The organism is Cupriavidus oxalaticus, from assembly GCF_004768545.1.
Lineage (GTDB): Bacteria > Pseudomonadota > Gammaproteobacteria > Burkholderiales > Burkholderiaceae > Cupriavidus > Cupriavidus oxalaticus_A.
This window is the reverse complement of record NZ_CP038635.1, coordinates 1,935,266-1,955,646: the sequence shown is the minus strand read 5'-3', so window position 1 is coordinate 1,955,646 and position 20,381 is coordinate 1,935,266. Positions and strand designations below refer to the sequence as shown.

Annotated in this window: 21 protein-coding genes; 9 read left to right on the top strand and 12 right to left on the bottom strand. The window is 66.3% G+C overall.

Annotated elements, in window-relative coordinates; genetic code table 11:
* Positions 1-80 precede the first annotated feature (80 nt).
* Entirely contained in the window at positions 81-1,040 is a 960-nt protein-coding gene (locus E0W60_RS19840; protein ID WP_135705362.1) for a DMT family transporter, read from the bottom strand.
* A 123-nt stretch (positions 1,041-1,163) separates the two neighbouring features.
* On the opposite strand from E0W60_RS19840, the gene guaB reads away from it, so the two are divergent.
* The 4 genes from guaB to E0W60_RS19820 all read left to right on the top strand — a co-directional run bounded on the left by guaB (position 1,164) and on the right by E0W60_RS19820 (position 6,460).
* Positions 1,164-2,627 carry an IMP dehydrogenase gene (gene guaB, locus E0W60_RS19835; RefSeq protein WP_133096289.1) on the top strand — a complete coding sequence of 488 codons (1,464 nt, stop codon included), beginning with the start codon at positions 1,164-1,166 and terminating at the stop codon, positions 2,625-2,627.
* Positions 2,628-2,854: 227 nt separating this feature from the next.
* A complete protein-coding gene (locus tag E0W60_RS19830) occupies positions 2,855-3,463 on the top strand; it encodes a hypothetical protein (RefSeq protein WP_133096288.1) in 609 nt (202 codons plus the stop codon).
* A complete protein-coding gene (gene guaA, locus E0W60_RS19825; protein ID WP_135705361.1) occupies positions 3,438-5,057 on the top strand; it encodes a glutamine-hydrolyzing GMP synthase in 1,620 nt (539 codons plus the stop codon). The genes E0W60_RS19830 and guaA overlap by 26 nt, the downstream gene beginning before the upstream one ends.
* A 416-nt stretch (positions 5,058-5,473) precedes the next feature.
* On the top strand, positions 5,474-6,460 hold the full coding sequence (locus E0W60_RS19820; RefSeq protein WP_276609569.1) for a tripartite tricarboxylate transporter substrate binding protein: 987 nt from the start codon (positions 5,474-5,476) through the stop codon (positions 6,458-6,460).
* A 39-nt stretch (positions 6,461-6,499) separates the two neighbouring features.
* On the opposite strand, the gene E0W60_RS19815 is transcribed toward E0W60_RS19820, so the two are convergent.
* The 10 genes from E0W60_RS19815 to E0W60_RS19765 form a co-directional block, all read right to left on the bottom strand.
* A complete protein-coding gene (locus E0W60_RS19815) occupies positions 6,500-7,315 on the bottom strand; it encodes a shikimate dehydrogenase family protein (RefSeq protein WP_135705359.1) in 816 nt (271 codons plus the stop codon).
* A gap of 24 nt (positions 7,316-7,339) precedes the next feature.
* Positions 7,340-8,329: a 2-hydroxyacid dehydrogenase gene (locus tag E0W60_RS19810; RefSeq protein WP_135705358.1), complete on the bottom strand. Its 990-nt coding sequence runs from the start codon at positions 8,327-8,329 to the stop codon at positions 7,340-7,342.
* Positions 8,330-8,349: 20 nt separating this feature from the next.
* Positions 8,350-9,294 carry a sugar kinase gene (locus tag E0W60_RS19805; protein ID WP_135705357.1) on the bottom strand — a complete coding sequence of 315 codons (945 nt, stop codon included), beginning with the start codon at positions 9,292-9,294 and terminating at the stop codon, positions 8,350-8,352.
* Positions 9,291-10,088 (bottom strand): sugar phosphate isomerase/epimerase family protein, encoded by a 798-nt coding sequence (locus tag E0W60_RS19800; protein ID WP_135705356.1) that lies wholly within the window; start codon positions 10,086-10,088, stop codon positions 9,291-9,293. The genes E0W60_RS19805 and E0W60_RS19800 overlap by 4 nt, the downstream gene beginning before the upstream one ends.
* A complete protein-coding gene (locus E0W60_RS19795; protein ID WP_133096281.1) occupies positions 10,085-10,819 on the bottom strand; it encodes an amino acid ABC transporter ATP-binding protein in 735 nt (244 codons plus the stop codon). Before E0W60_RS19795 ends, E0W60_RS19800 begins: the two co-directional genes overlap by 4 nt.
* Positions 10,806-11,456 (bottom strand): amino acid ABC transporter permease, encoded by a 651-nt coding sequence (locus E0W60_RS19790; RefSeq protein WP_042879405.1) that lies wholly within the window; start codon positions 11,454-11,456, stop codon positions 10,806-10,808. The genes E0W60_RS19795 and E0W60_RS19790 overlap by 14 nt, the downstream gene beginning before the upstream one ends.
* Positions 11,453-12,211 (bottom strand): amino acid ABC transporter permease, encoded by a 759-nt coding sequence (locus tag E0W60_RS19785; RefSeq protein WP_135705355.1) that lies wholly within the window; start codon positions 12,209-12,211, stop codon positions 11,453-11,455. The genes E0W60_RS19790 and E0W60_RS19785 overlap by 4 nt, the downstream gene beginning before the upstream one ends.
* 55 nt (positions 12,212-12,266) lie before the next feature.
* Positions 12,267-13,070 (bottom strand): transporter substrate-binding domain-containing protein, encoded by an 804-nt coding sequence (locus E0W60_RS19780; protein WP_135705354.1) that lies wholly within the window; start codon positions 13,068-13,070, stop codon positions 12,267-12,269.
* A gap of 237 nt (positions 13,071-13,307) precedes the next feature.
* Positions 13,308-14,363, bottom strand: coding sequence for a LacI family DNA-binding transcriptional regulator (locus E0W60_RS19775; RefSeq protein ID WP_135706280.1), 1,056 nt, complete (start codon positions 14,361-14,363; stop codon positions 13,308-13,310).
* Between the two features lie 446 nt (positions 14,364-14,809).
* The gene (locus E0W60_RS19765) at positions 14,810-15,448 is read right to left on the bottom strand and encodes a hydrolase (protein ID WP_135705353.1); all 639 of its coding nucleotides are present in this window, start codon (positions 15,446-15,448) and stop codon (positions 14,810-14,812) included.
* A 343-nt stretch (positions 15,449-15,791) separates the two neighbouring features.
* Here E0W60_RS19765 and E0W60_RS19760 point away from each other — a divergent pair, with 343 nt between their 5' ends.
* A complete protein-coding gene (locus tag E0W60_RS19760) occupies positions 15,792-16,088 on the top strand; it encodes a putative quinol monooxygenase (protein ID WP_135705352.1) in 297 nt (98 codons plus the stop codon).
* Between the two features lie 15 nt (positions 16,089-16,103).
* A complete protein-coding gene (locus tag E0W60_RS19755; RefSeq protein WP_135705351.1) occupies positions 16,104-16,568 on the top strand; it encodes an acyloxyacyl hydrolase in 465 nt (154 codons plus the stop codon).
* On the opposite strand, the gene E0W60_RS19750 is transcribed toward E0W60_RS19755, so the two are convergent.
* Positions 16,556-17,230, bottom strand: a complete 675-nt coding sequence (locus tag E0W60_RS19750) for a TetR/AcrR family transcriptional regulator (RefSeq protein WP_240745872.1) — start codon at positions 17,228-17,230, stop codon at positions 16,556-16,558. The two genes, E0W60_RS19755 and E0W60_RS19750, sit on opposite strands and share 13 nt — an antisense overlap.
* Before the next feature lie 247 nt (positions 17,231-17,477).
* Between E0W60_RS19750 and E0W60_RS19745 the strand changes: the two genes are divergently transcribed.
* From E0W60_RS19745 to E0W60_RS19735, 3 genes are all read left to right on the top strand, one after another.
* Complete coding sequence (locus E0W60_RS19745; protein WP_135706279.1) at positions 17,478-17,786, top strand: hypothetical protein; 309 nt, start codon at positions 17,478-17,480, stop codon at positions 17,784-17,786.
* Between the two features lie 147 nt (positions 17,787-17,933).
* A complete protein-coding gene (locus E0W60_RS19740; protein ID WP_135705350.1) occupies positions 17,934-18,731 on the top strand; it encodes a citryl-CoA lyase in 798 nt (265 codons plus the stop codon).
* The gene (locus tag E0W60_RS19735; protein ID WP_135705349.1) at positions 18,728-20,374 is read left to right on the top strand and encodes a class I adenylate-forming enzyme family protein; all 1,647 of its coding nucleotides are present in this window, start codon (positions 18,728-18,730) and stop codon (positions 20,372-20,374) included. The genes E0W60_RS19740 and E0W60_RS19735 overlap by 4 nt, the downstream gene beginning before the upstream one ends.
* Positions 20,375-20,381 lie beyond the last annotated feature (7 nt).

Genomic DNA, 20,381 nt, shown 5'->3' with positions numbered 1-20,381 from the left:
GCCAGGGCATGGCGCCGGTTTGACCCTGGTACTTCAGTTCTGATGTGGCGCGTGTGACCCCCGCGCCATCGTCCGCTAGTCTACGCAGACTTGTCGCTGGCGTGCAAGCGCACCGACCAGGCCACGCCGACCATCAGCAACACAATGGCGGCAATTTCCAGCGGCCGCGGCCAGCGGTGGTCGAAGACAAAGCCGTATGCCAGCGCGAACAGCGTCTCGAACACGATCATCTGGCCCGACAGCGTCAGCGGCAGGCGCCGGCTGGCGATGTTCCACAGGTTATTGCCGATCAGCGACGCGCCCAGCGCCACCGCGGCGTTGACCATCCAGAACCACTGCCAGTCGCGGCCGCTGTCGCCGGAAGTGAGGGCATCGCCCGCCACCAGCCAGCCGACTATGGCCAGCACGGCCGATACCGCGCCGGTCGACAGCCCATAGAGCGCCGACCATTCATTGCCGCTGTAGTGCGGGTTGCGCTGCAGGTAGCGCGCGTTGTCGACCGCATAGAGCGTCCAGCAGACCAGCGCGCCGGCGGCACAGCAGACGCCGGCAATCTTCTGCCAGACCGGCCGCACGGCGTCACCGGCCGCGGCGGCGTGTGCGCTCTGGCCGCCGCCGAACAGGTCGATGTTGATGCAGGCGATGCCCGCGGCCACCACCACCAGCGGCCACAGCAGCCGCGACAGCGGCACCGCACCGTGGTCGCGCCGGCCCATGATGGTGACCGTGATCGGCAGGATGCCGATAATCAGCGAAGTCGGCCCGACCCCGGCCAGCTGCACGCCGAAGGCCAGCAGCACGTAGTAGAGCAGGTTGCCGGTAAAGGCCTGGCGCAGCAGCGCCACGCAATCGGCGCGGGTCAGCTTGCGGGCGATGCGCTTGATCAGCGGCAGGGCGGCAACCAGCGCGACCAGGCCATACGCCAGGTAGCGCCCGATCGCCAGCTCCCACGGCGAGAACACGGGCAGCAGCTTGGGCGCGATAAAGACCATGCCCCAGAACGCGCCCGCCAGCAGCCCGCACAATACGCCGATCCCCATGCTTTTCAACGCCCGGTTAAAAGGACGACGAGCATAGCAGACGACACGCCGGAAAACCCGTTGCCGTTCATCAGCCAGCCGCGCATTCCTGTATAATTCGCTTTTGCGCCTAGAGGATTTGCTATGCGTCTTGTCCAGAAAGCACTCACATTCGATGACGTGCTGCTCGTCCCGGCCTATTCGGCCGTCCTTCCCCGGGATGTTTCCCTCCGCACTCGCCTGTCCCGTTCGATCGAACTGAACATTCCGCTGGTGTCCGCTGCCATGGACACGGTGACGGAGGCGCGCCTGGCGATCTCCATGGCGCAAGCCGGTGGCATCGGCATCGTCCACAAGAACCTGAAGCCCGCCGACCAGGCCCGCGAAGTGTCGCGCGTCAAGCGCTACGAGTCGGGCGTGCTGCGTGATCCGATCACCATTTCGCCGGACGCGAAGATCCGCGATGTGATCGCGCTGTCGCAGCAGCATGGCATTTCGGGCTTCCCGGTGCTGGAAGGCAAGATCGTCGTCGGCATCATCACCAACCGCGACCTGCGCTTCGAGGAAGAACTCGACGCCCCGGTGCGCGCCAAGATGACCCCGCGCGAGAAGCTGGTGACGGTGGCCGAAGGCGCGCCGCTGGAAGAAGCCAAGCGCCTGATGAACCGCCACCGCCTGGAGCGCGTGCTGGTGGTCAACCAGGCCTTCGAGCTGCGCGGCCTGATCACGGTGAAGGACATCCAGAAGGCGGTCGAGAACCCGCTGGCGAGCAAGGATGACCACGGCCAGCTGCGCGTAGGCGCCGCGGTCGGCGTGGGTCCGGACAACGACGAGCGTGTCGAGCTGCTGGTCAAGGCCGGCGTCGACGTGATTGTGGTCGATACGGCGCATGGCCACAGCCAGGGCGTGCTGGATCGCGTGCGCTGGGTCAAGCAGAACTTCCCGCAAGTGCAGGTGATCGGCGGCAATATCGCCACCGGCGACGCCGCCCGTGCGCTGGTCGAGCATGGCGCCGACGGCGTCAAGGTCGGCATCGGCCCCGGCTCGATCTGCACCACCCGTATCGTGGCTGGCGTGGGCGTGCCGCAGATCACCGCCGTTTCCAACGTGGCCGAGGCGCTCAAGGGCACCGGCGTGCCGCTGATCGCCGACGGCGGCATCCGCTATTCGGGTGACGTGGCCAAGGCCCTGGCGGCCGGCGCCCACACCGTGATGATGGGCGGGATGTTCTCAGGCACCGAAGAAGCGCCGGGCGAAGTGTTCCTGTACCAGGGCCGCTCGTTCAAGAGCTACCGCGGCATGGGTTCGGTAGGCGCGATGAAGGACGGCGCGGCTGACCGCTACTTCCAGGAAGACAACACCGCCAACGTCGACAAGCTGGTCCCCGAGGGGATTGAAGGCCGCGTGCCGTACAAGGGTTCGGTGATGGCCATCATCCACCAGCTGACGGGCGGCGTGCGTGCCTCGATGGGCTACTGCGGCAGCAAGTCGATCGCCGACTGGCATGAGAGTGCCCAGTTCGTCCAGATCACGGCAGCCGGCATGCGTGAATCGCACGTGCACGACGTGCAGATCACCAAGGAAGCGCCGAACTACCATATCGACTGACGCGCAGCGGTCGCGCCCGCCGTCCGCAGTGGCGGCGGTGCGCTACCCGCGATCAGCGGGACGAGGGCGTGCGAGGTTTGGTGCGAGGTGCGCAGCGCCGCCCTGGTCCGACCGGATTCCAATCCGGCCCCGACCGTGGCCCCGGCCGCGCGCCACGCCGGTGTTGCCTGTCCCGGCGTGCCTTGCTGCCAGCCGCATCACCGGCGGGGCCCAGACGAGGAGCGCCAATGAAGGTGTTGCTGCGAGCCGTGCTGTTTTTCGATGCCCTGGTGGACCTGCTGCTGGGCGTCCTGCTGTTGATGTCCCCATTCACCACGCTGTACGCGGCGCTGCAATTGCCGCAGCCACAACCCGCGCTGTTCGGGCAACTGCTGGGCGTGGCGCTGGCCGGCCTGTCGGTGCTGCTGTGGCAGGCCGCGTTCAACGGCCAGCTGACGGTACCGGTGGCACGCACGGCCGGCTATGTGAACCTCGCCAGCGCGATGCTGATCATTGCCTGGATGGTGTTCCTTGAGCTGCCGCTCGAAGGCGCCGGCAAGATCTGGCTGCCGACCATGGCCGTGGTGCTGCTGTTTTTTGCCGCGGTGCAGATCCCCGCGGCGAAACGCGTGCGCGTGCGCGAGCAGCAGCTGAAGATGGAACGCGCGCTGAAGGAGCAGGAAACCCGGAAGGAACCCGGCGTCGCCCCCGCGGCACGCCCAACGAATACCCCAGAATACCGGCGCGAGCCGGTCATCACGCCGCCGCCGGGCTATGGCCCCGGCACGGAAGTGACCGAGCCCGCAACGGAAGACACGCCATCGGCCCATCATGCACGACAAAATCCTCATTCTTGATTTCGGCTCGCAGGTCACGCAGCTGATCGCCCGCCGCGTCCGCGAGGCGCACGTCTACTGCGAAATCCACCCGAACGACGTCTCCGACGACTTCGTGCGCGAGTACGCGCCCAAGGCCGTCATCCTGTCGGGCAGCCACGCCAGCACCTATGAAGACCACCAGCTGCGCGCGCCGCAGGCGGTGTGGGACCTCGGCGTGCCGGTGCTCGGCATCTGCTACGGCATGCAGACCATGGCCGTGCAGCTCGGCGGCAAGGTCGAGTGGAGCGACCAGCGCGAGTTCGGCTACGCCGAGATGCGCGCCCACGGCCATACCGCGCTACTCAAGGACATCGAGGATTTCCGCACCGCGGAAGGCCACGGCATGCTCAAGGTCTGGATGAGCCACGGCGACAAGGTCACCGGCCTGCCGCCGGGCTTCAAGCTGATGGCGTCCACCCCGAGCTGCCCGATCGCCGGCATGGCCGACGAAGCGCGCGGCTACTATGCCGTGCAGTTCCATCCCGAGGTCACGCATACCGTCAAGGGCCGGCAGATGCTCGAGCGCTTCGTGCTCGGGATCGCCGGCTGCAAGGCAGACTGGGTCATGCGCGACCACATCGAAGAAGCCGTCGCCAAGATCCGCGAACAGGTCGGCGACGAAGAGGTGATCCTGGGCCTGTCGGGCGGCGTCGATTCGTCGGTGGCCGCGGCGCTGATCCACCGCGCCATCGGCGACCAGCTCACCTGCGTCTTCGTCGACCACGGCCTGCTGCGCCTCGACGAAGGCAAGATGGTAATGGAAATGTTCGCCGGCCGCCTGCACGCCAAGGTCGTGCACATCGACGCTTCCGAGCAGTTCCTCGGCCACCTGGCCGGCGTGACCGACCCCGAGCAGAAGCGCAAGATCATCGGCCGCGAGTTCGTCGAGGTGTTCCAGGCCGAGGCGAAGAAACTGAGCAAGGCCAAGTGGCTGGCGCAGGGCACGATCTACCCCGACGTGGTGGAATCGGGCGGCACCAAGACCAAGAAGGCCACCACCATCAAGAGCCACCACAACGTCGGCGGCCTGCCCGAAACGCTGGGCCTGAAGCTGCTCGAGCCGCTGCGCGACCTGTTCAAGGACGAAGTGCGCGAACTCGGCGTGGAACTGGGCCTGCCGCCGGAAATGGTCTACCGCCATCCGTTCCCGGGCCCGGGCCTGGGCGTGCGCATCCTCGGCGAAGTCAAGCGCGACTATGCCGACCTGCTGCGCCGTGCCGATGCCATCTTCATTGAAGAACTGCGCAAGACCATCGCCACCGAGCAGGACGCTGCCGCTGGCCTGTGCGAGCCGAACCAGGTCGGCAAGAGCTGGTACGACCTGACCAGCCAGGCATTTGCCGTGTTCCTGCCGGTCAAGTCGGTGGGCGTGATGGGCGACGGCCGCACCTACGACTACGTCGTGGCGCTGCGCGCTGTGCAGACCACCGACTTCATGACGGCGCATTGGGCGCACCTGCCGTACGCGCTGCTCGGCCGCTGCTCGAACCGCATCATCAACGAAGTGCGCGGCCTGAATCGGGTGGTGTATGACGTGTCGGGCAAGCCGCCGGCGACGATCGAGTGGGAGTGATTTGACGTCCTCCGAAGTCTATCGCTGACGATCGGAAATCTCCCGGAAACCCGCGCCGCTGCGCGGGTTTCGTGTTTTTGGCTATCGATGGCTATCGACTGAAATCGGACTCTGGGGTCGGTAGCAAGGCCGCCAGTGTGGCCGTTCCTATCAACTTCGGGATGGCTCTACCGGGCGATTCGGGATCAAATGCAGCGCCCCACGTGATAGACCTCTTTCGCGGTGTTCCTCACCATGACCATCCCTTGCGGACTGCGCTAGAGAAAAAAACTGGAGACAGGCGAAGGTGGTTTCCATGCCGTTCGCCAGCACGACAAATCCGGCAAGCGGCAAATGGTGCTAGTCTTTCACGTTCTGTCCCTGACAGTGCCCCAATGCTTGCAATGCCGCCGGCTAGCTAAACGTGTGAGTCATAGATGCGACTACCCCGCAAGCACCTTCAAACAGCTTTATTGCTGGCCGCTCAACTGGCCGGATTCCTTGCCGCAGTTCCCGTGATGGGCCAGACGACTGCGGCGACTTACCCGAGTCACGCTGTCGAACTGGTGGTGCCAAGCTCAGCGGGCGGTGGTACTGATACGGTTGCGCGAGCCTTCAGCGAAGCCATGCGAAAGTACCTGCCGCAGCCGCTGACCGTGGTGAACAAGCCAGGCGCCAGTGGCGCAATCGGCATGACGGAAGTGGCCCGCGCCAGGCCGGATGGCTACAAGCTCGGCATAATCATCGCGGAAGCCGTGATCGTCCCGCATGTCGGGCCGACCACGTTCGACCCCGCCCAGCTGGTGCCGATCGCACGCCTGAATGCCGATCCGTCCGCGATCACGGTGAGGGCCGATTCGCGCTGGAATACCATCGAGGCGTTCCTGGCATTCGCCAAGGCGCACCCCGGTGAGGTGCAGCTCGGGAATTCCGGTCCGGGTTCGATCTGGCACCTGGCGGCGACGGCGTTGGAGGACAAGTCGCACGTCAAGTTTAATCACGTGCCGTTCACCGGCGCGGCGCCGGCGTTGGTGGCGTTGATGGGCGGGCATATCGACGCGGTGGCTGTCAGTCCCGCGGAGGTATCGGCCTATGTGGCCGCGGGCAAGGTGAAGACGCTCGCGGTGATGGCCGACCAGCGTGTCAGCGGTTTCGAGAATGTGCCGACGCTTCGTGAGCGGGGTATCGCCCTCTCGATCGGCACATGGCGCGGGCTGGCCGCGCCCAAAGGCACGCCACCCGAGGTGCTCGAAACCCTTGCGGCCGCCAGCCGCAAGGCGGTGGCGGATCCAGTCTTTGTGGCGGCGCTGAGCCGGCAGAACCTGGGCATTGCCTATGCCGACGCAGCGACCTTCAAGGCGATGATCGCGGCTGACAACGCGGTGATGAAGGCGCTGGTGGCCAGGACCAACCTGAAGAAGTGAGGCAGCGCATTCGCTGGTCCCGATGATGCTGACGGGGGCTTATGACAGGCGGGCAATCTCCTCAAGCAGCGCCGCCTCCATCGCCTCGATCGGCGCGCGCGCGCAGCCGGTGTAGAACTCGACCTGGGCGCACGCCTGGTGCAGCATCATGCGCGTGCCGTCGATGGTGCGGCAGCCGAGCGCTGCGGCATCGCGGATCAGCTTGCTCCTGACCGGGATGAAGGCGGCGTCCATGACGATCAGGTGCGCGGCGAGCTGTCCGGCGACCGGGTTGACATCGGGGGCGCGAAAGCCCGCCGCGGTCGCGTTGGCGAGCATGTCGAAATCCGCCGCGCGGAAGTCCGTCAACCCGCCGCCAAAGCGCAGGCCGAGCGAGCCGGCCAGTTCTTCGCCGCGCGCCGCGGTGCGGTTGAACACGGTCACGCTGGCGCCGGCCTCGCGCAAGCCATAGGCCATCGCCCGCGCCGCGCCGCCCGCGCCCAGCAGCGCAATGCGCTGGCCGGCCACACCCGTCACCTCCTGGAACGCCCGGACGGCGCCGATGCAGTCGGTGTTGTAGCCGGTCAGCACGCCATCGAGATTGTTGATGGTGTTGACCGCGCCGATGGCGCGCGCGGTCTCGTCGAGATGGTCGAGGTGGGGGATCACGGCCTGCTTGTGCGGCATCGAGACATTCATGCCGCGCACGCCGAGCGTGCGGATCGACTGCACGGCGCCGGGCACGTCCTGCACCCCGAAGCACACAAAGGTGTAGTCGATCCCGAGCGCCCGATAGGCGGCATTGTGGATGCGCACATTGAAGGTGAAGGGCTCGCCCATGATCGAGCCGCACAGCGTGGGAATGGAACCGGGCATTGCGGGGTGTCCTTGCGAGGAAAATCAGGCGGCTGCCTGGGCGGCAAAGGCCGCCAGGTCGAAGCGCGCGGCAGGTTGCCGCCCGGCGAGCGCGTCCAGCAGGTTGCGCGTGGCCAGTTCGGCCATGGCACGACGGGTCTCATGCGTGGCCGAGCCGATATGGGGCAGGGCGGTCACCCTGGGATGGCGGCGCAGCGGCGAATCCTGAGGCAGCGGCTCGGTGGCGAAGACGTCCAGCCCGGCCGCGCGCAGGTGGCCGCTTGCCAGCGCCGCGAGCAGCGCGTCTTCCTGCACGATCTGGCCGCGCGCGCCATTGACGAAGATGGCGCCCGGCTTCATCAGCGCGAACTCGCGCGGGCCCATCAGGCCTCGGGTGCTGTCTGTCAGGGGCAGCGTGATGGCGACGATATCGGCGCGGCGCAAGGCGTCGTCGAGTTCCGTCCGGGTGGCGCGCCCCACCAGGTCGGGCGGCTCCATGGCAGTCTCGTTGACGTAGAGCACCTCCATGCCGAAGCCGAGCGCCGCGCGCCGCGCCACGGCCTGGCCGATACGCCCGAAACCCAGGATCGCCAGCGTCTTGCCGTGCACGTCCCAGCCGAACAGGCTGTCGCCGATATTGGCGGTCCAGCGGCCTTCGCTGACGTGGGCCGCCAGCTCGATCAGGCGGCGGCTCGTGGCCATGATGAGGGCGAAGACGGTGTCGGCCGTGGTCTCGGTAAGTACGCCCGGCGTATGGCACAGCGTGATGCCGCGCTGGTGCAGGCAGGGGAGGTCATAGTTGTCGACGCCCACCGAAATACTCGAGATCACTTCCAGCCGGCCGGCTTCGGCCAGTTCCGCCGCGCCCAGCTTCACGCTGGAGCCGATCAGGCCGTGGGCGGATGCCAGCGCGGCGCGGAAGGCCGGCCGTTGTGCCGGCTGGCGCGGGTCAGCCACGATCACGTCATGCTCCGACTCGATCCTGGCGAGCAGGTCGTCAGGAATCGGCCGGAACACCAGTACATTCTTGCGCATGGGTAGTCCTTGCTGCGGCTTCACAGGCTGGCGGCCGCCAGCTGGGCATGGGTCGGCAGGCCTTCGGTATCGCCGCGCACCTGCACCGCCCGGGCGCCGATCCAGGCACCGCGCCGGACGGCTTCGCCCACCGGGCGGCCCTCCAGCAGCGCGCTGATCACGCCCACGGCAAAGCCGTCGCCGGCGCCAACGGTATCGACGACGCGCTCGACGCTGAAGGCCTCGACATGGCCGCTGCCGGCCTCGCCATCGAAGTAGGCGCCGTCGGCACCGAGCTTCACCACCACCAGCTTCGCGCCGCGGGCACGGTAGAAGGCGGCAATGCGTTCCGGCTCGGCGTGGCCGGTGAGGAAGCGGCCTTCCTCGATGCCGGGCAGTACCCAGTCGCTTTGCTGCGCGAGGTCGTTCAGCGTCTCCCGCATCAGCTCGGGCGTGGCCCACAGCGTGGGCCGAAGGTTGGGATCGAACGAGATCGTGCGGCCGGCGGCGCGCATGGTGGCGATGGCCTGGCGCGTGGCGGCCTGCGTGCCTGCCGCCAGCGCGGGGAACACGCCGGTGACGTGCAGGTGCCGCGAGCGCCGCAGCCATTTGTCGTCCAGGTGCTCCGGGTTCATGCGGCTCGCCGCCGAGCCGCGGCGGTGGTATTCGACGGGCGGATCGCTGCCGTCGTCGACCCGGCCCTTGAACTGGAAGCCGGTGCGCTCGCCGGGCTCGCATACCACCTGGCTGCAATCCACGCCTTCGCGCTGCATTTCGCCGAGCAGGTAGCGGGCCATCGAGTCGTCGCCCAGCCGGCTGGCCCAGCCGACCTTCAGGCCCAGGCGCGACAGGCCGATGGCCACGTTGGTCTCGGCGCCGGCGGTGCGCTTGTGGAAGGTCTGCGCGCCTTCGAGCGGCCCGGCTTCGCCGGCGACCAGCATCAGCATGGCCTCGCCCAGCGTGACCACGTCAAGATCGGGACTCATGCGGGGACCTCCACCGAACGCAGCAGTTCGACATGATGGCGCGTGACCTGTACCAGGTCTTCGCCTTGCAGCGGGAATTCGATCGCACGCGCAACTTGCGTGGGCAGGCGGCGCAAGACGCCGCGCCAGGGTGCCGCCGACTGGTCGAGCGGTACCGCGATCCATTTGGCGGGCGTGCGCTGCACGCCCTTGCAGTGCACGTAGCCGACGTTGGCGCCGAAGACTTGCGCGGCGTCGAGCGGGTCTTCGCCGGTCCAGTGCCAGTTGCCCATGTCGAAGGTCATCGGCACGGTCTCGCCGAGCGCCGCGATACGCGCGAAGAAGTCGCGCAGCGGCGGTACGGTGCCGGCGCGGGCGGTCTGGTCGTTTTCCACGACGAGTTCGATGCCGTCGTGCCGCAGCCAGGGAAGCAGCGCTGCCAGTGCCGTGCCTGCCCGATAGCCGCCAAGCGACATCTTGACCCGGCTCGCACCGAGCGCCAGCGCGGTCGTGAAGGCACGGTCGAGCGCGGCGGCATCGAGGCTGCCTGCGTCATTCCAGAGGCCTTCCGGGCTGGACCAGACCACGTCCAGTCCATGCTCCCCAGCAACCTCGCGCTGTTCGATGACTTCCTCCTTGTGCCCGCGCTGGAGTTCGCCGCGGAATTCCACGCCATCCGCGCCCGCTGCCGCGGCAATCCGCGCCAGCGCCGCCTGGCCGTCGCGCAGCGCGAGGTCGGCACCATAGGCGGTCAGCGAGATAAGGACCGGCGGGCGCGAGGCTCCATTTGCGCCTTCTGGTTGCCACTGGCTCATTTCAGTGCTCCCGCGCTGAGGAATTGCTGCAGTTCCGGCGTCCGTGGCTGCGCGAACAGCGCCTTCGACGGGCCCGCCTCGTGGACCTTGCCCTGGTGCATGAAGATGGTGGTATGCGCCATGCGGCGCGCGAATTCCATCTCATGCGTGACCAGCACCATGGTCATGCCGGAGGCAGCGAGGTTCTCCATGACACGAAGCACTTCCGCCGTCAGCTCGGGGTCGAGCGCAGAGGTGACTTCGTCGAACAGCATCACCTTGGGTTCCATCGCCAGCGAACGGGCGATGGCCACGCGCTGCTGCTGGCCGCCCGAGAGTTGCTCGGGGTAGCAGTCCTTCTTGTCGAGCAGGCCGACCTGGGTCAGCACCTGGGCGACGATGCCGTCGATCCGGCTTGCGGCCATCTTCTTCACGATGGCCGGCGCCAGCGCGATGTTCTGGCCCACGGTCAGGTGCGGAAACAGGTTGTAGCTCTGGAACACCATGCCCACGTCGCGGCGCAGGTCGAGCAAGCGCTTGCGGTCGTGATCCAGCTTGTGGCCGGCGACGGTGATATTGCCGGCATTGATCGTCTCCAGTCCGTTCAGGCAGCGCAGCATGGTGCTCTTGCCGGAGCCGCTGCGGCCGATGATGGCGACTACCTGGCCCGGCTCGATGGCAAACGACACGCCTTTCAGGACTTCGACGCAGCCATACGATTTGTGCACGCCTTGTGCTTCAACGATTGACATGGAGCCTCCTTTCCATGCGCCGGGCCGCCGCGGACAGCGGGAAGCAGAGCGCGAAGTAGATAAGTGCGACGACGACAAAGACCGCAAAGGGCTGGAAGGTCGCGTTGTTGATCAGTTGGCCGGCGCGGGTCAGCTCGATGACGCCGATGATGGAAGTGATCGAGGTGTTCTTGACCAGCTGGACCGAGAACCCCACGGTGGGCGGCAAGGCCAGCCGCACCGCCTGCGGCAGCACCACGTAGCGCAGCTGCTGCCAGCGGGTGAGGGCAAGCGCCTCGCTGGCTTCCCACTGTCCTTGCGGCACGGCCTCGATGCAGCCGCGCCAGATCTCGCCAAGATAGGCGCTGGCGTAGATCGACATCGCCAGCATGGCCGCGACCATCGGCGACAGCTTGAGCCCGAGCACGGACAGGCCGTAGTAGCTCAGGAACAGCACGATCAGCACCGGCGTGCCTTGCACGACCTGGATATAGACCGTGCTGGCCAGGCGCAGCAGCGGGCTTCTGGAGGTACGCGCCAGCGCGACCAGGAAACCGGCCAGCGTGCCGCCGACGAAGGCCAGCAAGGTCACCCACAGCGTCCAGCGTGCGGCCAGCAGCAGGATTTCAAGATGATTCCAGGAAAACTCGGTGATCATTTCGTGCTCCCAGCAACCGCTGCCGTCAGTTCGGCGCGCGCCAGCGGCACGACCGGCGCCGTGCGGGCCAGCTTTCGTGCGCGCGCCACCACGCGGCGCCGCTTGAACACCAGGTTGCCGATCAGGGCGAACATGGCGCGCAGCAGTAGTGCCAGCCCGATATAGAGGAACATGACGAGGATGTAGCTCTCGAAGGTGCGGAAGGTCTGCGAATCGACCTGGCTGGCGACCGCCGTCAGCTCTTCCACCGAGATCGTCGACACCACGCTCGAGGTCAGCATCATCAGCGTGAACTGGCTGGTCAGGGCGGGATAGACCTTTTCGAAGGCCGGTACCAGCGCGACGTGGCGGATCAGCTGCCAGCGCGTCATGCCCAGCGCGGCGGCGGCTTCGAGCTGCGAGCGGTGTACCGCCTGCAATCCGGCACGGATGATTTCAGTCGAGTAGGCGCCGAGGTTGACGGTCATCGCAATCACCGCGGCAGTGACGGCATCGATCTGCAGGCCCACGGTCGGCAAGCCGAAGAAGATGATGAAGAGCTGGATCAGGAAGGGCGTGTTGCGGATCGCCTCGACATAGGCCCTGGTGACGCGCTGCAGCCACGGGCCGCCAAAAGCGGCGGCAATGGCGCCGGCGGTGCCGATCAGGGTGCCAAGCAGGATCGAGCCGAAGCTGAGTGCCAGCGTCATCGCGGCGCCTTCCGCGAAGCGATCCAGCTGCGACAGCACCGGGGTCCATTCGAATTGGTAGTGCATGCGGGTCTCCTGGCACGCCGGCGGGGCGCCGGCGCGCAACCTCAGACGGCCTGGTTCAGAACGTTTGCAGCGCGGGCAGCGCCTTGCCGGTCCACTTCTGCGCAATGGCATCGAGTTCGCCATTGAGCTTGACGTAGGAGATGGTGGTGTTGAGCCACTGGCGCAGCTCGAAGGCGTCGCGGCGCACGGCCATCGAATTCGGCTGCACCGAGAACGCGAACTTGGCGTCGAACTTGCCGGCGCCGCGCGCCTTCATGATTTCGTTGCCGGTGGTGTTGGGCAGCGCAATGGCGTCGACCTGGTTGCTGATCAGCGCCTGCGCGCAGGTGGCATCGTCCTCGAAGCGGACGATATTCATGCCGGGCACCGCCAGGCGGGTCAGCGCGGTGTCCTGCGTGGTGCCGCGCGTCACGCCCACCTTCTTCTTGCCGAGCTCAGTCAGCTTGGCGTACTTGGCAGCGGTAGGCGCAAAGATGGTCAGCTCGAATGCGCTGTAGGGCGAGCTGAACATGATGGCACGCGCCCGCTCCGGCGTCGGCGCCAGCGTCGCGACCAGGAAGTCGACCTTGCCCGCTTCCAGCGCCGGAATCCGGCTGGGCGAGGTGAGCGGAACGATATCGACCGGCACGCCCAGGTACTTGCCGAGCAGGTTGGCCACGTCGACGTCATAGCCGGCGGGTTTGCCGGTGGCGTCCGCGGTGCCGAAAGGCGGAGCACCGGTCACCACGCCGATGGTGACCTTGCCCTTCTTGACGATCTCGGCGACGGTCTGGGCTTGGGCGGTAACAGCGGCGCTGGCCAGGATCAGCAAAGCCAGTACGGGCGTGGCAAAGCGGCGCAACAGGTGTTGGGCGTTCATTGGATGTCTCCTGCACGGATATGAAAGGTGTCGCTGGCGGCAGCGATCTGCATGCCGGATTTGAAACCGGTTTCAGGATTATAGGAAACCGGTTTCAGAGATACAGCAGTGGAAACCCTTACGGGCGCGCCGAGGTTGTTCCGACGGGGAAATGGGTGCGCTTGCGCACCCGCTACGCTGGTGCGGCGGCTCTATGCGTGGCTTGCGCGCGCACGCCGGACGGCGGCGGGGGAGTGATCAGCCGCGGCGGGTGGAACCGCGTGTGACCAGCGTGCCGGGCAACAGCACCCGCCGCGGCGGCAGCTGGCCGCCTTGCAGGCGCTCGATCAGGCAATTGGTGGCAACGCGCCCGATATCGTCGGTCGGCTGGGAAATGGCGCTGAGGCCCGGGCCGACCAACGCGGCCCATTCGGGGTCATCGAAGCCTATCAGGCCAAGGTCGGTACCGAGTTGCCACCCCAGTCGGGCGGCCGACGCGGCCACGCGCAGCGAGATCACTGCGTTGGCTGCCAGCACGGCAACGGGCGCCTGGCCGGCACGCCGGCGCAGCTCGCGCAGCGCTTCATCGAGGGCATCGTCGTCACCTCTGTGGGCTTCAAAAGCAGATCCGCTGACCGTGTCCGCGTGTTCGGCGATAAAGCTTCGAAATGCGCGGGCGCGCTCGTTGCGCGAGCTGATGGCCTTGATCGGCTCGCTGATAAAGAGGATGTGCCGATAACCGGCTTCGACAAGGTGGCCGGCCGCTTCATGGACGGCAGTCAGGTTGTCCAGGGCGACAAGATCGACTTCCGCATCGCCGACCTTGCGATCAACCAGGACGACGGGCTTGCCCAGCTGCGCGGCATCGGTCAGGGCACCGGCGTCGTGGCCCAGTGTATGCAGAATGAAACCCTCCACGCGGTAAGCCGAGAGCGAGCGAATGGCTTCGCGCTCCAGTTGCTCGTCGTTGCCCAGGTTGAACAGCATCACCATATAGCCGGCATCGCGACAGGCCTTCTCAACGCCACGCAGCACTGCTACCGAGAACGAATTGGACACGTCCGCCACCACCAGCCCAATCAGGCGAGACTTGCCGCGTTTGAGTCCCTGCGCCATGGGACTGGGACTATAGCCAAGTGTGCGGATGGCCGATGCCACGCGCTCCTCCACCTCCGTGGACAATTGCTGGCCACCCCGGTTCAGGTAGCGCGATACCGTTGCCTTGGAAACGCCCGCATAGTCGGCTACATCCTGGATGGTGAGCTTTTCTGCGGGATTCGGGTTGGACTTCGGTCGGGTCACGGGCGGCGGCATAAAGTTGGATGAAACCAGTTTCACGATTATGCCTCGCGACTGCCACGATCGCCAGCACGCCGGGCTCAGTAGTGTAGTAGTGCACAAGTCGTCACTTAACGGCAGGGACGATGGGCACTGGACGGCCCTGAGGAGTGGGAAGCGCAGGTACGGCATCACCCCCGCTACATCACCGACGATATGACGGCGTTGTGTCGAGCGGCAAGGCATGGCGTAGGTATCGTTCAGTTATCGAGTATGTGTTTTTGTCTTTAGCTTTGTCATCACAGAATGCGATGGCACGATAACTATTGATTGCTTTACACGGCCGGAAAGGAGGTAGTAGTCGGCCATGCCGGCTCCGGTCGGGGCGGTGTTAAGCGAGAGAACAAAGGAATCGCGCCCCGTCGTGGCGCGGGGCGCGTGGCGCATGAAGTTGGGGGCGGGCATGCCGGCCCGCCCGCATCTCAGGTGCGGTCGTAGGAGAACTGGATGCCAGCCGTGCCGCCGGTCTGGATGAAGAGATCCATGAAGGCCGGGACGGTGTCGCTGCGGGCCCAGTCGCGCTGCAGTTCGCAGAACAGCTGAGCCACGCTGATCAGCTTGCCGCCAGCCTGTTCGATGCGGCGCAGCGCGGCCTCGTGCGCCGCCACGGAAGTACCGCCTACGGCGTCGGCCACGACATAGACCTCATAGCCTTCCTTGAGCGCGTCCAGCGCCGGGAAGGTCAGGCACGCTTCCGTCCACAGGGCAGTCATGATCAGCTTCTTGCGCCCCGTCGCCTCCACTGCCGCGCGGAACTCCACGTCTTCCCAGGAGTTGATCGAGGTGCGGTCATAGGTGGGGAAGTCGCCCAGCACCTTCTGCAGCTGCGGGATTGGCGGCTTGTTCAGGCCCGTCTTCACATTGACCGTGGAATGCACGATCGGCAGCTTGTACGCAACCGCGGCACGCGAAACGCCGACGATGTTATTGATCAGCAACTGCCGGTCCATGGAGGCGATGGAGTTCACCTGGACCGGTTGGTAGTCGATGATCACGAAGGCTGCGTTCTGCGGAGTCAGCAGGTGGTCGTTTGCGGGATCGCGAATGGGTTCGCTCGCCATGGTTATCTCCAGAACAATGGGTGGGTTTCTGCTACTCGGCGTTCCCGGGCCGGCGCTGCATGTACTGTGCGCGACGCTGGCCCGACTGCCCCGCGACGGTACCGGCATTGCCGGACACTGCAAACCGGAAATGCGGTTCTGATGCCGTCCCGCATGCGTTGCGGTCGGCCGTCGCAACGAGCCTTTGCAGCATAAGCCATGCATTGGGGCGAGCGTGATAGCCATCTGCCAAACATGCTGTTCGCGCTGATAGAACGATCCGCGCGCCCTCCGTGTCCTGCTTGCTTGCGCCGTGGTATTTGCCTAGTCTTTGCTGACACCATATGTGCGGAGGACACGAACGATGGACGATTTCTATGTGCTGGTGATCCTGTATGCCAAGCCCGGGCGCGAGGCGGAGCTACGGGAAAAACTGCGGGCCGTGGTGGCGCCTTCCCGCCGCGATGCCGGCAACCTGCGCTACGAGATGTTCGAGCAACAGGATGATCCGCGGCGCTTTGTCTTCGTCGAGCACTGGGACAGTCCCGCCGCGCAGGAGGCGCACCATACGCAGACCGAGCACATCCGCCGCTTCCAGGAAGATGGCAGCGATGCGGTGGAAAGGATGGAGTTGTTCTACCGGATGAAGCTTGTGGCCTGAGTGGCAGCGTTCTTCATGCAGGGAGGCTATGGCGGCGATAACGACCACGGCGTGGAAAAGTATGAAATCGCCGCGCGCTGGGACGACATCGTGCAATGGCAGCTGTCCAGCCGCTTCACGCTCTCGCTGGATGGGGAGGTCAATGTCGCGAACTGGCGCGCATTGTCTAACCGGCCGTCCAGCCAGCTGATGGAGTACGGCATCTCGCCAATCTTTCGCCTGGGTTATGCCGCGGAATTTGCCACGCCGTTTATCGAGGCGTCAGTGGGTTTGCGCGTGCTCAGCCACACCGAGATCGCCGGCGGCCACCGCATGGGATCGGCGTTCCAGTTCTCAGACATGGTCGGCGTCGGGGTTGCCTTCGGCGAGGCGCGGCGCCTGACCATCGGCTACCGCTTCCAGCACCTGTCCAACGCCGGCATTCAGGAGCCGAATCCGGGCGTCAACTTCAGCATGGGCTACATCCGCTATCGCTTCTGACGCGCTTCTGAGGGCGTGCCGGCATCAAGGGCCGGCACGATCACCGCGATCGCGTCGCGGACCAGCGCATCGATCTCGGCGTCGTCCGGACGGACGCCGGTAGCCAGCGCACGGTGCAGGACGCTGGCCAGCACCATGCCGTGGAACAGCCTGGCACTGACCTCAGGGCTTGCCGAGAGCCGCGTGCCTCTCGCCTGCTGGCTGCCAAGGAAGGCCGCAACATAGGCGCAGGTCGCCGCCGGGCCGCGCGTATACCAGGCGTTCCCCAACGCGGGGAAGCGCCGCGATTCCGCGAAGATCAGCCGCAGGAACGCCAGGTGGCGTTCCTCCAGCAGCGACTGCAGAAAACTGTGCGCGATCTTGCCGAGTCCCTGCGCCGCATCGCAGCGCGACACATCCACGCCCTTCTCGGTCTTTTCCAGGAAGCGGTCGCACAGCCGCTCCACCACCGCCACGAACAAACCGTCCTTGCCGCCGAAATAGCTGTAGACGTTGGTCTTGGAGCCCCCGCACGCCTTGACGATGTCGTCCAGGCTGACGCCGTCATAGCCGTGCTCGAGGAACATGTCGGCGGCGGTGCTCAGGATCAGGGCGCGCTTCTCTTCGCCACGGCGTGTGATGCGCTGCGGCGGGCGGTGCAGGGGAGTGTCGGTAACGCTCACGGGTGATGCCATCGGTAGCGAGGAGTAACAGGGGACAAGGGGCGCTGGCGCCCCGCGCAGTCTACCAAATGCTTGCGTGATCCAAGTGGCAGCCCAGGCGTCGCCCCTTTCTTCAAAAAATTCGAGTGAGGTTTTTCAATTTATTTAGTACCATACGGTACGGTTTGATCATATTTGGATCGTGAGACGTGCGGGGCAGATTGCCCCGGTCGACACAAGGTTCTTCCTGGTAGGAAAGGAGCAAGTGATGAAAAAGGCATCGATTGGCGCAATACTGATGGTGGTGATGGCGGCCGGGGCGCAAGCCGCGGTGCGCCCCGCGGACGTCTATACAGACGGGGCGCATGTTGCCGAGGCCCTGCAGCGTTCGCAATCCGGCCGCCTGGCCGATGAGCAATTCCGCCGGATTGCCGTGCGCAAGGCGGATCCGTTCACCGACGGCGGACTGCGGCAGGTAGATCTGTTCACCGACGGCGCACTGCGCCAGGTGGATCCGTTCGCCGACGGCGCACTCGCGAGAATTGGGAGTGCCGACCGGTTCACGGATGGCGTCTGAACGGCAAGCCGGTCCTGCGCCACATGCAGTGCCGGCCGCAAGTTGACGTCGGGGTGCGGGTTTACCGTTCTTGCAGAGGCTCGCACCCCCACCTAAAATAATTCGCATATCGCATTAGATTGCGCGTAGCGCAAAAACGGAGACAACGTGACGGAAGCGAAACACCCCCGGGCTGCCGGTCAGACCAGCATCGCGCATGTGGATATCCACGGCGTGTCGGTGCATGGCAAAGACCTGAGCGAGGCCTTGATCGGCAAGGCCGGCTTCACCGCCTACTTCCTGTTCCTGCTGACCGGCCGCGAGCCCGGCGCAAAGCTGGTGGCGATCACCGATGCCTGCCTCGTGGCGATCGCGGAGCATGGCCTGGTCCCCTCGGTGCAGGCAGCGCGCATGACGCTGGCCGCCGCGCCGGATGCGTTGCAAGGCGCCGTGGCGGCTGGCGTGCTGGGTTGCGGCTCGGTGATCCTGGGCGCATCGGAAACCGCGGGCCAGCTGCTGGCGGAAGTGCTCGCCGGGCGGGAACACGGCACGCTGGCCGAGAGCGCGAACTCGGTGGTCCGGGCCGTGCGGCAGGCGCGCAAGCCACTGCCAGGCTTTGGCCATCCCACGCACAAGCTGGGGGATCCGCGCGCGCACCGGCTGCTGGCCATCGCGCGGGAGCTGGGCGTTGCCGGCGACCACGTGGCCGCGCTGGAAGCGGTAGCCGCCGCAGTGCCCGAGCATTACAGCAAGCCCTTGCCGCTGAACGTTTCGGGCGCAATCCCCGCCGTCCTGCTCGACGCTGGCTATCCCGCCACCGCGCTCAAGGGGGTGCCGCTGCTGGCGCGCGTGGCGAGCCTGATCGCCCACCTGCAGGAGGAACGCCGCCAGCCGATTGGCTTCATCCTGGCCGATGCCGCCGAACAGGCCATCGCCTACAGCGCCGCGCCGGCGCAAGCATCATGAGCGCGCCGGCCACCTGCACCGGCACGATGGCGCCGCTCGACGTGCTCAGGCAGTATCCGGCGCATGACTTCACGCTGACCGGTTTCCTCGCGGCCCGCGTGGCGGCGCATCCGGACAAGCCGGCGTTGCTTTTCGAGGGCGAGACCTGGAGCTATCGCGAGCTCGAGGGACGGATCGCGCAAGCCGCGCAATGGCTGGCGCAGGCCATGCACGTGCGCCGCGGCGACCGCGTCGGCGTGCTGTCCCCCAACCATCCGTCCACGGTCGTGCTGATGTTTGCGCTGGCGCGCATCGGCGCGACCATGGTGCCGGCCAACCCGGAATACCGGCTGGACGAGGCGCTGTACGTGTTCGACCATGCGCAGGTGTGCGGGCTGGTATGTGCGCCGGCCACGCTGGAAACCGGTGCGGCCATCGCACGGGCGCTCGGCGGCGGGGTCTGGCTGCGCGCCAACGAGCCTGGCGACCACGGTGTGCCGACGCTGGAGCAGTCGATGGCGGCGGCCACCGGTGAGTTTGCCAACGAATCTGCCAACGATGGCGGCGACCGGGATACCGCGCTGATCATCTACACGTCCGGCACCACGGGCTTTCCCAAGGGCGCGATGCACAGCCACCGCGGCTACGTGCTGACTGCCGAAGCCTTCGTCGGCCGGCTCCAGCTGCAGCCGGACGAGCGTGTGATGTGCGTGATGCCGCTGTTCCATATCAATGCGCTGATGTATTCGGTGGGCGGGTCGCTGGCTTGCGGCGGCTGCCTGGTGCTGATGCGCAGGTTCTCGGCGTCGTCGTTCTGGCGGTTCGCCGCCGAGACCGGTGCCACGGAGGTGAACCTGGTGGCGGCGGCCGGCAGCATCCTGGCCCGGCGCCCGCGTGCGGAGTTCGTGCCTGGCCACCGCATCACCAAGATGTTCATCGCGCCGCAGACCCAGGAAATGGTGCGTGTGATGAAGCAGGAGTTCCACGTGCCGCGGCTGATCGAATGCTATGGCATGACGGAAATCCCGGGCGTGATTGCCAACCCGTTCGACGGCCCGCACAAGCTTGGCACCATGGGCCTGATCTCGCCCCACCCGGATCCGGCGGTGCCGGTGCCGCAGGCCCGCATCGTCGACGACGAAGGCAGCGACGTGGCCCCGGGCGGCGAGGGCGAACTGCTGATCCGCACGCCTACGCTGATGCAAGGCTACTACCGTGACCCGGCCCAGACCGAGGCGGCGTTCCGCGACGGCTGGTTCGCCACCGGCGACCTGGTGCGCCAGGACGAGGACGGCTACTACGTCTTTGTTGCGCGCAAGAAAGATGTGATCCGGCGCAAGGGCGAGAACGTGTCGGGCGCCGAGCTCGATCGCATCTTCGGCGAACACCCGGCGGTGGAAGAAGCGGCGGCCATCGGCGTGCCCGCGGAACTTGGCGAGGAGGAAATCCTGCTGGCGGTGCAGTTCCGCGCGGGCCAGTCGGCCGATGCGGCCGAGCTGCTCGCCTGGGCGCGCGGCCGCCTGGCCGTGCACAAGCTGCCGCGTTATATCGCCACCGTCGACGCAATCCCGCACACACCGACGCACAAGCCTGCCAAGCACAAGCTGAAGGCTGACCGGACACTGCTGGCGCGCGCGGTCGACCTGTCGGCCGCCAGCCAATAAGCCAGAA

Bases quoted from the DNA above. Each gene is read 5' to 3' on its own strand.
- E0W60_RS19840 (WP_135705362.1), bottom strand. From the start codon at position 1,040: ATGGGGATCGGCGTATTGTGCGGGCTGCTGGCGGGCGCGTTCTGGGGC.
- guaB (WP_133096289.1), top strand. From the start codon at position 1,164: ATGCGTCTTGTCCAGAAAGCACTCACATTCGATGACGTGCTGCTCGTC.
- E0W60_RS19830 (WP_133096288.1), top strand. From the start codon at position 2,855: ATGAAGGTGTTGCTGCGAGCCGTGCTGTTTTTCGATGCCCTGGTGGAC.
- guaA (WP_135705361.1), top strand. From the start codon at position 3,438: ATGCACGACAAAATCCTCATTCTTGATTTCGGCTCGCAGGTCACGCAG.
- E0W60_RS19820 (WP_276609569.1), top strand. From the start codon at position 5,474: ATGCGACTACCCCGCAAGCACCTTCAAACAGCTTTATTGCTGGCCGCT.
- E0W60_RS19815 (WP_135705359.1), bottom strand. From the start codon at position 7,315: ATGCCCGGTTCCATTCCCACGCTGTGCGGCTCGATCATGGGCGAGCCC.
- E0W60_RS19810 (WP_135705358.1), bottom strand. From the start codon at position 8,329: ATGCGCAAGAATGTACTGGTGTTCCGGCCGATTCCTGACGACCTGCTC.
- E0W60_RS19805 (WP_135705357.1), bottom strand. From the start codon at position 9,294: ATGAGTCCCGATCTTGACGTGGTCACGCTGGGCGAGGCCATGCTGATG.
- E0W60_RS19800 (WP_135705356.1), bottom strand. From the start codon at position 10,088: ATGAGCCAGTGGCAACCAGAAGGCGCAAATGGAGCCTCGCGCCCGCCG.
- E0W60_RS19795 (WP_133096281.1), bottom strand. From the start codon at position 10,819: ATGTCAATCGTTGAAGCACAAGGCGTGCACAAATCGTATGGCTGCGTC.
- E0W60_RS19790 (WP_042879405.1), bottom strand. From the start codon at position 11,456: ATGATCACCGAGTTTTCCTGGAATCATCTTGAAATCCTGCTGCTGGCC.
- E0W60_RS19785 (WP_135705355.1), bottom strand. From the start codon at position 12,211: ATGCACTACCAATTCGAATGGACCCCGGTGCTGTCGCAGCTGGATCGC.
- E0W60_RS19780 (WP_135705354.1), bottom strand. From the start codon at position 13,070: ATGAACGCCCAACACCTGTTGCGCCGCTTTGCCACGCCCGTACTGGCT.
- E0W60_RS19775 (WP_135706280.1), bottom strand. From the start codon at position 14,363: ATGCCGCCGCCCGTGACCCGACCGAAGTCCAACCCGAATCCCGCAGAA.
- E0W60_RS19765 (WP_135705353.1), bottom strand. From the start codon at position 15,448: ATGGCGAGCGAACCCATTCGCGATCCCGCAAACGACCACCTGCTGACT.
- E0W60_RS19760 (WP_135705352.1), top strand. From the start codon at position 15,792: ATGGACGATTTCTATGTGCTGGTGATCCTGTATGCCAAGCCCGGGCGC.
- E0W60_RS19755 (WP_135705351.1), top strand. From the start codon at position 16,104: ATGCAGGGAGGCTATGGCGGCGATAACGACCACGGCGTGGAAAAGTAT.
- E0W60_RS19745 (WP_135706279.1), top strand. From the start codon at position 17,478: ATGAAAAAGGCATCGATTGGCGCAATACTGATGGTGGTGATGGCGGCC.
- E0W60_RS19735 (WP_135705349.1), top strand. From the start codon at position 18,728: ATGAGCGCGCCGGCCACCTGCACCGGCACGATGGCGCCGCTCGACGTG.